The sequence below is a fragment of the Asaia astilbis JCM 15831 genome (genome assembly GCF_000613845.1).
Classification (GTDB): domain Bacteria; phylum Pseudomonadota; class Alphaproteobacteria; order Acetobacterales; family Acetobacteraceae; genus Asaia; species Asaia astilbis.
Window position 1 is genome coordinate 97,487 of sequence record NZ_BAJT01000005.1, and the last position, 13,834, is coordinate 111,320.

A 13,834-nucleotide genomic window follows, 5' to 3' on the forward strand; every position below is an offset into this window, starting at 1 on the left:
CTCACCGCTGTCATTTGACGTTACGGTTGGATCGCGCTTCCATAACCCCGCTGGACGCGACCGCGTCACCGTGTTTGCCGGGAAAAAAGAATGAAAAAAGGGAATCGCCTGCCAGAGCGCCTTTATGCGCTCGCCATGTGGGGGGTGTCGGCGCTGTTTGCGGTCTTCCTCGTCGGGCTCGGGGGGCTTGTGATCGACGATCTGCCGCGCAGTGCCGATCGTGTTGTCTTCGCTCCGGTCTACCCCGCTGACTTGCAAAAGCGTGCCGAGAAGGTGCGAGAAGAGCGGGGTGCTCTCGATGCAGACCGCGAACTTGCCAAGATCCGGCTTGAAGCAGCCCGGAGTGCGTCCTCCAATGCCAAAGACAGTTTTCAGGCCTGGGTCGAAGCACGTCGGGCGACCACCGATCCGCGTCATGATACCGAGCTGCTGGCGCGCACCCAGACACTCGAACAGTTACAGGGCGTCGCCCATGATGCCGAACGCCAGATAGAGGATCTGGACCGGCGTCAGCTCGATAACGATCATGCCCGCGACGCCCTAGAAGAGGCTCGTCAGGCTGCAGATGAGGCTTACAAGCCAGTCTATGAGCGCCTTGTTTTCAAGGCTCAGCTCCATGTGTTTCTGCTGCGTCTTGCCTTTACCCTGCCGCTTCTCCTTGTCTCGACATGGCTGGTCCTGCGTCAGAGGCAGAGCGCATACTGGCCGCTTTATCGCGGCTTCGTGCTCGCCTCGCTCTATGCTTTTTTTGTCGAGCTCGTGCCCTATCTGCAGCTATGGCGGGTATATTAGATATGGCGTGGGGGCACTTCTGACCGTTCTGGTCTGCGTCGTGCTGATCAGGAACATGCAGGCTTATCTGGCGCGTCGTAAGCTCGCCGAGGCAGAGTCAGAGACGGCGCGACGCCAGAGGATCGACCGTGAGCAGGCTTATGCGAAGATCGACCGCAAGAGCTGCCCGGATTGCGACCGTCCGCTTGTGACGGCAGAGGGGCTGGAGACGAATTTCTGCGTTCATTGCGGGCTCACGCTCTATCAGCATTGCGGGGTCTGTCAGACGCGCAACCTCGCTTTCAATCGCTTTTGCATGAGCTGTGGCAGTGAAGGCATGGGCCATGCCGAGATGGGGGCAGCCGCCCTGTCGTCGAGCGCCAGTTGAGGGGAAGGAAGTCATGACAGCTCAGATCCAAATCGCCCGGATCACAACCGAAGACTGCCTCCCGCTGCGTCGTGAGATTCTCTGGCCGGGCCTGACCGAGGATGAATGTCGGGTCCCTCAGGACCCCGAAGCGACCCATCTCGGCGCCTTCAGGGGAGAAAAGCTGGTTGGCTGTCTCTCACTTTGTCCGATCGGGCCCGACTTGATCCAGCTGCGCAAATTCGCGGTGGCGGCGGAGTGTCAGGGGCGGGGCATCGGTGCCCAGCTCATGCGCGAGGCGATCGAAACGTGTCGATTGCTTGGGGCTGAACGTCTGGAACTCGACGCACGCAGTTCTGCGCTCGGTTTTTATGAAAAATTCGGCATGAGCCGATGGGCGCCGTATTTTTCAAAGGACCGATTGAGCATCAGCGAATGGCCCTCGCGCTTTGAGAGCAGACTTTTGGCGCGGAAAAAGCGTGTCCCGTTGGTCGGTGCGTGCAGACTGTCAGATTGCTGTTTCGTGCTTTAGAAAGAGGCGCGCTACAGGGGGCTTTCTCGTGATGCGGCAAGCTTGATCTTCCGAGACCTGTAGAAGCGTAATTTCAACCGGTATGATTTGCGATGAGTTTGAGAGAAACAGGAATGAACCGTTACTGCGTCACGGTCACTTGTGAGGCGCGGCGCGGGATCGTCGCCGTTATTTCCGGCTTTCTCGCTGAGAAGGGCTGCAATATCAGCGATAGCGCGCAGTTCGACGATGGCGAGACCAACCGGTTCTTCATGCGGACCAGCTTCGTCGCGGAAACTGGTGCCTCTCTGGACGAACTGCGCCATGATTTCGCGCCTTTGGCGGCTCAATACGGCATGGATGCGACGTTTTACGACGAGGCAAAGAAGCTCAACGTCGTCATTATGGTGTCCCGTTTCGGGCATTGCCTGAACGATCTGCTGTACCGCGTCCGTATTGGCGCGCTGCCGATCAATATCGTTGCGGTAATCTCGAACCACCAGGATTTCGAGAAGCTCGTGGTCAGCCACGACATTCCATATCATCACGTACCGGTGACTAAAGAGACAAAGGCAGAGGCAGAAGCGCGGCATCTGGCCATTATCAAAGAGACCGGTGCGGAGCTGGTTGTTCTTGCGCGCTACATGCAGGTGCTTTCCGACACTTTATGCCAGCAGCTTTCAGGACGAGTGATCAATATTCATCACTCCTTCCTTCCAAGCTTCAAGGGGGCTCATCCCTATCATCAGGCGCATGCGAGGGGCGTCAAACTCATCGGCGCCACCGCCCATTACGTGACCGCTGAACTGGATGAAGGGCCGATCATCGAGCAGGACATCATCCGCGTTTCCCATAACCAGTCGCCGGATGACTACGTCGCGTTGGGGCGCGATGTTGAAAGTCAGGTTCTGGCACGCGCCATCCATGCTCACGCTCATCGACGCGTGTTTTTAAGCGGGAGGAAAACGATTGTGTTCCCCGCCAGCCCCGGCTCGTTTGCCTCTTCCCTGCGAGGGTGACCGAAGGCGATCCGTGCCAAGAAAACTGTGGCGCAGCAGGTGAAAGGAAGTACCGAGCGCATTGCGTTGGGCGGATCGTTATTTGTTGTCGTCGAAGATCAGAGCAGCGCCTGAATTTCTCATGAAAGACAGGCGCTGGTCTTTTAGAAAACGGTCCATGAGACGCGTGCCCCGACGCAAATGTCTGGGACCGCGTTTCAAGTCAGCCGTCAGACGCTTAGAATTCGAGGCAGATCTTGCCAAAATGCTTGTTGCTCTCCTGATGCTGGAAAGCTTTGACAAGCTCTTCAAGCGGGAAGGAGCGGTCGAGAACCGGGCGGATCTTGTGGGCTTCCAACGCACGGACCATCTCGGTCTGGTGTTCCCGACTACCGACCAGCACCCCTTGCAGTCGGAACTGCTTGAGCAGCATCGGCACGAGTTCCAGCTTGGCTGAGACGCCACTCAGGATACCGATAGTGGCGATATGTCCGCCAACGCGAACCGCCTCCATCGATTGGGCGAGCGATGCCGCGCCACCGACCTCGATGATATGGTCCACACCGCGTCCACCGGTGAGGTCCCACGCAGTGCGGCCCCATTCCGGGTTGCTACGATAATTGATGAGATGATCGGCCCCGAGTTCGCGCAGACGCTTCAGTTTCTCGTCGCTGGACGACGTGGCGATGACCGTAGCCCCTGCCATTTTCGCAAACTGGAGCGCGAAGATCGACACGCCGCCCGTTCCCTGAACCAGAACGGTGCTTGAGGGCGTGATGTGATCGTCGACAAACAGGGAGCGCCAGGCCGTCAGACCAGCCGTCGTCAGCGTGGCGGCCTCAGCATGGCTCCAGCCCTTGGGCGCATGGGTGAAAGAGGTTGCCGCTGCGGTGACTTCCTCACGGGCATAGCCGTCGACACCGTCACCAGGCACGGTCTCGAAACCGATGACTTCCGCACGCCCGGAAAGCCAGCTTGGGAAGAACGTGCTGACGACGCGATCTCCGGCCTTGAACTCGGTGACACCTTCTCCGATCTCGGCAACCTCACCGGCGCCGTCGGCCATCGGGATGCGCGGCTCTGAAGGGGCCCACATGCCGCTGACAACCGCGTAATCGTGGTAGTTGAGGGAAGAAGCATGCAGCCGGACACGGATTTCGCCCGGTCCGGGCGCGCGTGTTTCCACCTGGGTGACGGAGACCTGATCGAAGCCGCCGGGTGGGGCAACAAGGAGAGCACGTGTCATCTGAGACGTCCTTTTCTAAAGTTCGATTTTGATCGAAATAGAGAGAGGAGCCACTCCTTTCAAGGCGAGGACCGCATTTTAAGGAGTGGATGTTCAGCTAGACCAAGCGTGGCAGGGGGCCGAAAGGTTCCTTAATGCGGGGTCAGTGTGCGACGCACGGCGTCCTGCCAGCCGCGGAGGAGGTCGAGACGCAGACCCGCCTCGATTTTCGGCTCGAAAAGGCGCTCCTGCTTCCAGATCGTGGCGATCTCTTCCAGTGAGCTCCAGACTCCTGTGGCGAGTCCTGCGAGGAAGGCAGCGCCAAGGGCTGTCGTCTCGAGATCCGAGGGGCGCTGCACTTTCGTGTCCAGAATATTGGCCAGAAACTGCGAGAACCAGTCATTGGCGGCCATCCCGCCATCGATGCGCAAGGTCTGGGCCTGCATGGCGCCATCTTCTCGCATGGCATGCGCGAGATCGAAGGTCTGATACGCCACAGATTCCAGCGCTGCCCGGGCGATATGGGCTTCGGTCGAGCCAAGTGTGAGACCACAGATCAGCCCCGTGCTTCCGGGTCCCAATGCGGGGCTCCGAGGCCGACAAAGCCCGGCACCATATAAACGCCATGGCTATCGGGGACACGTGTCGCCATATCGTCGGTCTGCGAGGCATGGGTGATGAGATGCAAGCCGTCGCGCAGCCATTTAATGGCAGCCCCCGCCACGAAGATTGAGCCTTCAAGCGCATAGGTTGTTTTGCCATTGATGCGATAACCGATGGTCGTGAGCAGCCGATGATGCGAGGTGACCGGCGTTTCTCCCGTGTTCAGTAACATGAAGCAGCCTGTGCCATAGGTTGCCTTGGCCATGCCGGGCTCGAAGCAGGCCTGCCCCACAAGCGCGGCATGCTGGTCGCCCGCCATGCCACCAATCGGAATGGAGCGGCCGAAATGCTCAGGCGCAGTCATGCCAAGATCGCCGCTATTATCGCAAAGCCTGGGTAGTAGCGCCGCCGGAACGCGGAACAGCGCCAGGAGATCGGGATCCCAGTCCTGGGTATGGATGTTGAAAAGAGCCGTGCGACTGGCATTGGTCACGTCGGTTGCATGAACTTCCCCGCCCGTCAGACGCCAGAGCAGGAAGCAATCGATCGTGCCCATTGCGAGCTCGCCAGCCTCGGCACGGTCACGCAACCCGGCGATATTGTCGAGCAGCCATGTAATCTTGCTTGCGGAGAAATAGGGGTCGAGCAGAAGTCCGGTTCTGGCGCGGACGAGCTCCTCTGCACCTTCGCGTTTGAGTTCGGCGCAGAATTGTGCGGTGCGTCGGTCCTGCCAGACGATGGCCCGATGCACAGGCTTACCGGTGGCGCGCTCCCAGAGAACGATGGTTTCGCGCTGGCTGGTGATACCCAGCCCTGCAATCTTGTCGACGCCCCCCGATTGTTCGATGGCTTCGCGTGCCGTTGTCTGCGCGTCACCCCAGATATCCTCGACATCATGCTCGACCCAGCCTGGGTTGGGGTAATGCTGGGTAAACTCCCGTCGTGACAGGGCGAGGGATTTGGCTCTCGCGTCGAAAACGATGCTCCGTGTCGAGGTCGTGCCCTGATCGATGGCGAGGATATGGGTCTTTTTGGTCATAAGAAGGGCTCCTTCTGACATCCAGCGGATGAGCAGGCAGGGAAAACAGATGAAAGGAGGGGGTGAGGGCGGCGGGTTCTGCTAGGGCGTGGGCGCTGCGTGGCCTGCCGAGATCGTGGCGCCGTAAAGAGGGTCGCTGGCGGCTGGCGTCTCAACCTTGAGGCGTTCCACAGAGGGCACGATCGCAGTCGAAGCCGTGTTCGGGGCGTAATTCGGCATGAAGGGGCGCAGCGTAAACTGGTAGATCCCGGCGCGATCACACCACCAAGAAGCGGCCCTGCGATCGGCACCCACCAGTAATGCTCCGGTGCAGGAAAGGCGGAAGCACCCCAGCCTGCGAAATAGGCGAAACTACGAGGCCCGAAATCGCGGGCTGGATTAATAGCCCAGGCGTCGAGATAGCCAGAGGAAGCACCGATGGCGGCAACCAGCAAGCCGATGATCAACGCGCCGGAATTCGCCTGAGGAGCCTGCGTATTATACTGGCAGGTAATTGCGAAAATTCCGAAGACGAGAACGGCGGTCAGAACAATCTCGACCACGAATGAATGCATTGCGGTGACGGCAAGACCGGGATGGGTAAAGAAGACACCGGCTGCCCCTCCGTCACCAGCGCGGGTCAGATGATGCACCGCATTATAGTGGTCGATCACGGGATGGAAGTTGAGATAGACGATTGCCGCCCCGGAGATGCCGCCCAGCACCTGCACGACGCAATAGGGCAGAACCTTTTTCCAGGGGAAACCGCGATACAGCGCCAGAGCAAGCGTAACCGCAGGATTGGCATGCGTGCCGCTGACAGCGCCCGTCGCATAGATGGCGAAGGTGACGCCAAGCCCCCAGACGATGGCGACGCCCCAATAGGCATTCTGATAGGGGCTGGGATCGTAGAGCACGATCATCCCGGCGACGCTATCGCCGAAAATGATGATGATCATGACCGCGATGAATTCGGCAATGAGTTCGCCGAGATAGCGTTTTTTATCTGACATGAGAGTGTATCCGTCAGCCAGCGTGAGGGGAAAGGAGAGGGTGGGTCAGGCTACCGGTTCGCGCTCGGGGGCCGGGTCTGTTGCGTTACGTCGGAGGCGTTGGGCGACATAATCCCGCAATCGGGTCAGATCCTCGGTATCGAAACGAAGACCGAGTTTCGATCGACGCCACAGGATATCTTCTGCGCTGCGTGCCCATTCATGCGTGATGAGATAATCGACTTCGCGCTCGTACAGATCTGCGCCGAGCCTTGCACCGAGAGGGCCCGACGGGACAGCGTCTTTGGTCAGGATGAGCGTTTCGACCAGTGTTCCGTAATTGCGGACCAGCCGCGTGGCCGTCTGGCGCGACAGGCCAGCGACGCGTTTCTGAAGAGATTTGACTCGGGCATCGAAGTCGTTGCGGCGGAAATCACCGCCGGGAAGGGGGGCTTTGGCCGTCCAGGATGTGGTGGTCAGACCCGGGACATGGGGAGCCAGCTTGTCCAGCGCGTGCTCAGCAAGCTTGCGATAGGTGGTGATCTTGCCGCCAAAAATCGACAGGACCGGGGCCGCGCTGTGATCGAGGTCGAGCACGTAATCACGGGTTACCGCTGAGGCATTGCCTGAGTGATCGTCAAAGAGGGGGCGCACGCCAGCATAGCTCCAGACAACATCGTCTTTTGTCAGAGTTCGTTTGAAATAGCGGTTCACGCTATCGCAGAGATAAGTCACCTCCTCCGCACTGATCGAAACAGAGCCGGGATCCTGCTCCCATGGAATGTCAGTAGTGCCGATCAGAGTGTAATCGTCTTCATAAGGCAGGGCGAAGACGATGCGGCGGTCTGGATTTTGCAGAATATAGGCCTGAGGCGTGTCGAAGAGCTTCTTGACGACGATGTGGCTGCCCTTGATCAGGCGCACATGGTTACGGCTCTCAACCGAAAGGCCATCTCTGAGCAGATCTGCCACCCAGGGACCGGCAGCGTTGACGAGCGCCTTTGTGATGATCTGGCGGGTTTTACCCGTCTGACGATCTTCGAGTGTCGCGACCCAGTGATCGGCATGGCGTTCTGCGGAAACCAGTTTTGTTCGGGTGCAGATCTCGGCCCCGCGCTGGGCGGCGTCCATCGCATTGAGAACGACGAGGCGGCTGTCCTGCACCCAGCCATCTGAATATTCGAAACCACGCACATAATCGGGTCGGAGCACACGTCCTGCGGCTTCACGCTGCAATCTGAGGCTGCGTGTTTTGGGTAGGGTCATCGTACGGCACAGATTATCGTAGATGAATAACCCGGCACGAAGCAGCCACGCGGGACGCAGCATTTTGGAATGGGGCAGGATGAAGCGCAGAGGCCAGATGATGTGCGGCGCTATTTTCATCAGCCGCTCACGTTCGTTCAGTGCTTCGCGCACCAGACGAAACTCGTAATATTCGAGATAGCGCAAACCGCCATGAATGAGCTTGCTGCTGGCCGATGACGTGTGACCCGCCAGATCGTCCTGCTCAACCAGCAAAACCCGGAGACCTCTACCTGACGCATCACGCGCGATCCCGGCGCCGTTGACGCCCCCGCCTATGATCAGGAGGTCGTATGTCGCATCGGCGCTGGTCTCAGGGATGTCGGTGAAAGAGGCGTTCGGCATGGCAGAAACCTTCGTGGAGAGCACTACGAAGATTTCACTAGAACCAAAACGAAAAAAAACGAACACAAAACATCAGAAGATAACGGATTTGTGTTATATTTCGTCGGTATAGAACTCAAATAACGTGAAGTGTCACATTGTTCGTCTCAAGATGTGTCTGAAATTCTTCGGAAGGGGCGCGATCTGTGACGAAGTCGTCGATCATCGAGAGATCACCCACGCGCCCTACAGGCTTGCGCGTGAATTTCGTATGATCGGCGAGAAGAATGACCCGTCGCGCGTGACGGATAATGGCGCGGGCACACTGGATTTCATCCAGATCGAAATCCAGAAGCGTGCCGTCTTCTTCAATCCCGCTAATGCCGATCACCCCGAAATCCGCACGGAAACCCGAGAGTGACTCGGTCGCGCCTGCCCCGACAATGCCGCCATCATGGGGGCGCACCAGCCCTCCGGCCAGCACGGTGCGAAAATCGCGCCGGGGGGAGAGGGCGGCAGCAACATGCAGATTATTAGTGATGACATGCAGATCGCGATGTCCGGTCAGGGCACGAGCGAATGCTTCTGTGGTGGTGCCGATATTGATGAATAGCGAACTGCCATCCGGGATGAGAGCCGCCGCGCAGGCGCCAATCGCATCCTTGGCGCGGGAATGAAGTGTCTGGCGTTCACCATAAGCGATATTCTCGGTCGAGGATGTCGGGCTGCTCCGCCATGATACCGCGAGACATGTCCGGTCTCGGCCAGGGTATTGAGGTCTCGGCGGATTGTCTGCACGGTCACGCCCAGATGCTGGGCAAGGTCTTCATTCGACATGAAGCCATGTGCCTGAACGAGGGCAACGATCTGTCTGTGGCGTGGTGTGCTGAGAATGTCGTGCATCATGAACCTCTGTCTGTCATGGGGCGTTGTCGCCTACAATCCCGCTCTTGTGATGACGTTACTGAAGGCCCATTTCCAAGCCATGGCGACACCGACCCGATCGACAATGGACGCAATCCCCGAGCACCGTCTTGTGGGGTTCAGGCCCGAACGCCAGCCCGTGAAGGAGAAGCTGCGTCAGCTTGTCGTCAAATCGGAATACGATCCTGCAGGAGATCAGCCGACGGCGATTGCCGAGCTGGTACAGGGCGTAAGCAATGGCGAGGTCGATCAGGTTCTGCTGGGCGTGACAGGCTCGGGCAAGACTTTCACCATGGCCAAGGTGATCGAGGCGACCCAGAAACCGGCGCTTATTCTCGCGCCGAACAAGACACTCGCGGCCCAGCTCTACGGCGAGATGAAGCAGTTCTTTCCGGATAACGCGGTAGAGTATTTCGTCTCTTATTACGATTACTACCAGCCCGAAGCCTACGTGCCGCGCTCGGACACCTATATCGAAAAAGACAGCCAGATCAACGAGCAGATCGACCGGATGCGCCATGCCGCGACGCAGGCTCTGCTCGAGCGCAACGATGTCATTATCGTGGCCTCGGTCTCGTGCATTTACGGTATCGGCTCGGTCGAAACCTATTCGCGCATGGTCGTCAAACTTGAAGCTGGGGGCAGTATCGATCGGGAGCGGCTGATCAAGGCTCTGGTCGAATTGCAGTATCGACGCAACGATGCGGCGTTTGAGCGCGGGACGTTTCGCGTGCGGGGCGAGCAGGTCGACATCTTCCCTGTCCAGAACGAAGACCGCGCTTGGCGTGTGTCGCTCTTCGGTGACGAGATTGAAGCCATCACCGAATTCGACCCATTGACGGGTAACAAGACGGCCGACCTCACAGAAATCAGCGTCTATGCCAACTCGCATTATGTCACGCCGCGCCCGACGCTCAATCAGGCGATGATCGGGATCAAGGCGGAGCTGCGTCAACGGCTCGACGAGCTGAATGCGGCAGGGAAGCTGCTGGAAGCAGAGCGTTTACAGCAACGGACGATTTTCGATCTGGAGATGATCGAGACAACGGGCGCGTGCAAAGGCATCGAAAACTATTCGCGATATCTTTCCGGGCGTGGACCGGGCGACCCGCCACCGACTCTGTTCGAATATCTGCCAGAAGATGCCCTGCTGATTGTCGATGAAAGTCACGTTACCGTGCCTCAGATCGGTGGCATGGCGCGCGGTGACTTTGCGCGTAAATCCGTGCTTTCCGAATACGGGTTCCGGCTGCCTTCCTGCCTCGATAACCGACCGTTGAAATTCGAAGAATGGGAAGCGCTGCGTCCTCAGAGCATCTTCGTCTCGGCCACGCCGGGCCCGTGGGAGATGGAGCGGACGAGCGGTGTGTTCGCCGAGCAGATCATTCGACCGACCGGATTGATCGACCCCGTGACCATCGTGCGACCGGTAGAAGGCAGGTGGATGATCTGCTCGCCGAGGCGCGTGAGACGATCAGTGCGGGTGGGCGCATTCTGGTGACGACGCTGACCAAGCGCATGGCAGAAGATCTGACCGAATATCTGGGCGAGGCCGGCATCAAGGTGCGGTATCTGCATTCGGACGTGGATACGCTTGAGCGGATCGAGATCATTCGTGATCTGCGTCTCGGTGCTTTCGATGTTCTGGTCGGCATCAACCTGCTGCGAGAGGGTCTCGATATCCCCGAATGTGCTCTTGTTGCGATTCTGGATGCCGATAAGGAAGGCTTCCTGCGCAGCCGGACATCGCTGATCCAGACGATTGGACGCGCAGCACGTAACGTCGATGGGCGTGTGCTGCTTTATGCTGACAGGATGACGGGATCGCTCGAGTTTGCGATCGACGAGACGGCCCGTCGCCGTGCGCGCCAGATTGCGTTCAACGAGGCCAATGGCATCACGCCGCAGAGCGTGCGCTCGCGTATCGGTGACGCCATGTCGTCTGTCTTTGAGCAGGACTATGTCACGGTTGGTCCGGATGCCGCAGGGGACACCCAGGAATTTGTCGGCAAGTCACTGGGCGCATCGATTCAGGATCTCGAAAAGCGGATGCGTGCGGCGGCAGCCGATCTCGACTTCGAGCAGGCTGCGAGGCTGCGTGACGAGATCAAGCGTCTCGAGGCGATCGATCTCGGGTTGGAGCCGCCCCCCTTGCCGAGTTCGACTGCGGGGCGTAGCTCTTTCAAAAGCAAGGATAAAACTCCCCGCCCACTGGGTCCGGGGGGCGGTGGATACGATCCGTCGAAGAGGCGGGGCGGCAGGAGAAAAGCAGGATGATCGAACTCAAGCTTGGGGACGCCCATCTCGGATTGCTTCCTGCTTTGGGAGGAAGCGTTGCCTTCTGGCGCGCAAAGGGACGTGACCTCTTAGTGCCTGTCGCCGATCCCAATCTCGCAGCACAACGCAATACACCGGTCGCCGGTTATCCGCTCGTGCCTTATTCGAACCGGATCGGGGACGGCCGATTTACGTTCGAAGGCGTCGATTACGCTTTGACCCCGAATTTCGGGGGGGAGAACCACGCGGTCCACGGCAATGCATGGGAGCGGGAATGGACGGTCGCACAATCTGCTGAAGAGCGTGCGATCATTTTCCTCGATCATGATCCGCAAAAGGGAGACGACCCGGCCCAATGGCCTTTTGCCTATCGTGCCGTCATGTCCTTCGTCCTGCATCCGGACGGTCTGACCGTCGAGATGCTGATTGCGAACCGCGACAGCCGTTCGCAACCCGTCGGCATGGGGTTTCATCCCTTCTTCGCGCGCAGTGACGACATGACGCTGGCATTTGCGACGCGCGCCATGTGGGAAAGCGGTCCTGATAATCTCCCGTCGGTTGAGCGCCCTTGCGACGGCGCCCTGAATTTTGCGTCTCCCCGCGCGGTTCAGGAGACCCGTCTCGATAATTGTTTTGCCGGTTGGACCGGCGAGGCGCGTCTCGACTATCCCTCCGCAGGGTATGCGGTGGAAATCGAGGCTGATCCGGTCTTCCAGCATCTCGTTGTTTTTACTTCGCCGGAAAAGCCCTTCGTGGCGCTTGAGCCGGTCACGAACATGAACAACGCGGTCAATCATCCCGACCTGCCCGAAAACGGTCTGCATATTTTGAACCCGGGTGCCAGCGTGTCTGGTCGTATTCGCTACAGGCTGGTTGAGTCGCGTGGCTGAGGCTCCCAAGACCCCTCTTTCGCATTACCTGACGCCTCAGGGGGCGGCACGGATGCGCGACGAGCTCAATACGTTGATGCAGGTGGAGCGTCCCAAGATCGTGGAGATCGTCTCCTGGGCCGCGGGTAATGGAGACCGGTCTGAAAACGGAGATTACCTCTACGGCAAGCGTCGCCTGCGCGAGATCGACCGCCGGGCGCGTTTTCTGAGCAAACGTCTGGAACACGCGCTGATCATCGATCCGGCGTCTCAGACGACGCGTGATCGGGTCTTTTTCGGCGCAAGCGTTTCCTACATCGATGAGGACGATGTCACTCATGACGTTGTGATTGTCGGATGCGATGAAGCCGATCTGGCGCGCCGTGAAATCAGCCTTGTGTCACCCGTCGCGCGCGCGCTCATGCGCGCCCGGGTGGGAGATGAAGTCAGTCTCCAGACACCGGGCGGCGCCGTCATGCTCGAAATTACGGCAATCGCTTATCCCTGAAGCGGAGCGCGATCCCGGTTGAAGCCGGGGCTGCAGCGCCAGCACTTGAATCGCACAAGGGCTCTGCTAGAGCTGAAAACACTGCCCGCCCGGATGAACCGGTGAGGGGACGATCCTCACAACGAGGTTCTCACGACCGAAAGGACAGAGTCGATGGCGCTCAGAATTGCCGTGCAGATGGACCCACTGGAACACGTCAATATTGACGGGGACTCGACATTTGCCCTGATGCTCGAGGCACAGCGCCGCGGACACGATCTTTTTGTCTATCCCGTTGACACACTCTGCCTCGGGGAAGGGGGCGCTGAAGAGGCGCTCGAGCTGGGACGTCTTTCGGCAAAGGCGCGTCCTGTCACGGTGCAGCGCGTCAAGGGAGGGCATGCGACCTTCGGTGAGGAAGCGCGCCTCGATCTCGGCACGACAGATGTCGTGCTCATGCGGCAGGACCCCCCCTTCGACATGGGCTACATCACCGCGACCCACATGCTCGAGCATGTTCACGGTGTTGGACCGGGCAAGACACTCGTGGTCAACGATCCGAAATCGGTGCGTGATGCGCCCGAAAAGCTTCTGGTGACGCATTACCCCGATCTGATGCCGCCGACGCTGGTCACCTGGGACCGTGAGGCTTTGGCTGATTTCCGCGCTCGTTTTGGCGATGTGATCCTCAAGCCGCTTTATGGCAACGGCGGCGCGGGGATCTTCCGCATTCGTGAGGGGGACGAGAATTTTGCCTCCTTGCTGGAGCTGCATTTCAGCCGTTCGCGGGAGCCGCTGATGATCCAACGCTACGAGCCCCTGGTGCGTAAGGGCGACAAGCGCATCATTCTGGTCGACGGCAAGCCGATCGGTGCGATCAATCGTGTACCGGCAACCGGAGAAGCCCGGTCGAACATGCATGTCGGCGGCAGAGCCGAAGCGGTTGCTTTGACGAAGCGCGATGAAGAGATCTGCGAGCGTATTGGGTCACATCTGCGTGACAACGGTCTGATCTTCGTCGGAATCGATGTGATCGGCGACTGGCTGACCGAAATCAACGTGACGTCGCCCACAGGTCTTCAGGAACTTGATCGCTTCAACGACATGAATAGTGCCGGCCTGATCTGGGATGCGATCGAAGCGAAGCTGGGATAAGGCGACGC

General features: G+C 59.1%; 9 protein-coding genes and 4 pseudogenes. 8 read left to right on the forward strand and 5 right to left on the reverse strand.

Annotation, left to right across the window (positions count from 1 at the left end; genetic code table 11):
• The first annotated feature begins 90 nt into the window (after positions 1-90).
• The 4 genes from JCM15831_RS16800 to purU all read left to right on the forward strand — a co-directional run bounded on the left by JCM15831_RS16800 (position 91) and on the right by purU (position 2,668).
• Positions 91-792 (forward strand): hypothetical protein, encoded by a 702-nt coding sequence (locus tag JCM15831_RS16800; RefSeq protein ID WP_051528326.1) that lies wholly within the window; start codon positions 91-93, stop codon positions 790-792.
• Positions 793-799: 7 nt separating this feature from the next.
• A complete protein-coding gene (locus JCM15831_RS20030; RefSeq protein ID WP_156938750.1) occupies positions 800-1,159 on the forward strand; it encodes a hypothetical protein in 360 nt (119 codons plus the stop codon).
• Positions 1,160-1,172: 13 nt separating this feature from the next.
• Positions 1,173-1,670, forward strand: coding sequence for a GNAT family N-acetyltransferase (locus JCM15831_RS16805; RefSeq protein ID WP_051528328.1), 498 nt, complete (start codon positions 1,173-1,175; stop codon positions 1,668-1,670).
• A 113-nt stretch (positions 1,671-1,783) separates the two neighbouring features.
• Positions 1,784-2,668, forward strand: a complete 885-nt coding sequence (purU, locus tag JCM15831_RS05165; RefSeq protein WP_025823244.1) for a formyltetrahydrofolate deformylase — start codon at positions 1,784-1,786, stop codon at positions 2,666-2,668.
• 217 nt (positions 2,669-2,885) lie between these two features.
• On the opposite strand, the gene JCM15831_RS05175 is transcribed toward purU, so the two are convergent.
• From JCM15831_RS05175 to JCM15831_RS16815, 5 genes and pseudogenes are all read right to left on the reverse strand, one after another.
• Positions 2,886-3,893, reverse strand: coding sequence for a zinc-dependent alcohol dehydrogenase family protein (locus JCM15831_RS05175; protein ID WP_025823246.1), 1,008 nt, complete (start codon positions 3,891-3,893; stop codon positions 2,886-2,888).
• 131 nt (positions 3,894-4,024) lie between these two features.
• Positions 4,025-5,514, reverse strand: a pseudogene (gene glpK / locus JCM15831_RS16810) (glycerol kinase GlpK).
• 81 nt (positions 5,515-5,595) lie between these two features.
• Positions 5,596-6,506: pseudogene (locus JCM15831_RS05185) on the reverse strand (MIP/aquaporin family protein).
• Positions 6,507-6,551: 45 nt separating this feature from the next.
• Positions 6,552-8,135 (reverse strand): glycerol-3-phosphate dehydrogenase, encoded by a 1,584-nt coding sequence (glpD, locus tag JCM15831_RS05190; RefSeq protein WP_051528329.1) that lies wholly within the window; start codon positions 8,133-8,135, stop codon positions 6,552-6,554.
• Between the two features lie 115 nt (positions 8,136-8,250).
• Positions 8,251-9,017: pseudogene (locus JCM15831_RS16815) on the reverse strand (DeoR/GlpR family DNA-binding transcription regulator).
• 82 nt (positions 9,018-9,099) lie between these two features.
• Here JCM15831_RS16815 and uvrB point away from each other — a divergent pair.
• The 4 genes and pseudogenes from uvrB to gshB all read left to right on the forward strand — a co-directional run bounded on the left by uvrB (position 9,100) and on the right by gshB (position 13,826).
• Positions 9,100-11,315 (forward strand): annotated as a pseudogene (gene uvrB, locus JCM15831_RS16820) (excinuclease ABC subunit UvrB).
• Positions 11,312-12,205 carry an aldose 1-epimerase gene (locus JCM15831_RS05205; RefSeq protein WP_025823252.1) on the forward strand — a complete coding sequence of 298 codons (894 nt, stop codon included), beginning with the start codon at positions 11,312-11,314 and terminating at the stop codon, positions 12,203-12,205. Before uvrB ends, JCM15831_RS05205 begins: the two are co-directional and overlap by 4 nt.
• Positions 12,198-12,692, forward strand: coding sequence for a transcription elongation factor GreB (gene greB / locus JCM15831_RS16825; protein WP_269530346.1), 495 nt, complete (start codon positions 12,198-12,200; stop codon positions 12,690-12,692). Before JCM15831_RS05205 ends, greB begins: the two co-directional genes overlap by 8 nt.
• Before the next feature lie 153 nt (positions 12,693-12,845).
• Positions 12,846-13,826, forward strand: a complete 981-nt coding sequence (gene gshB / locus JCM15831_RS05215; protein ID WP_025823253.1) for a glutathione synthase — start codon at positions 12,846-12,848, stop codon at positions 13,824-13,826.
• Positions 13,827-13,834 lie beyond the last annotated feature (8 nt).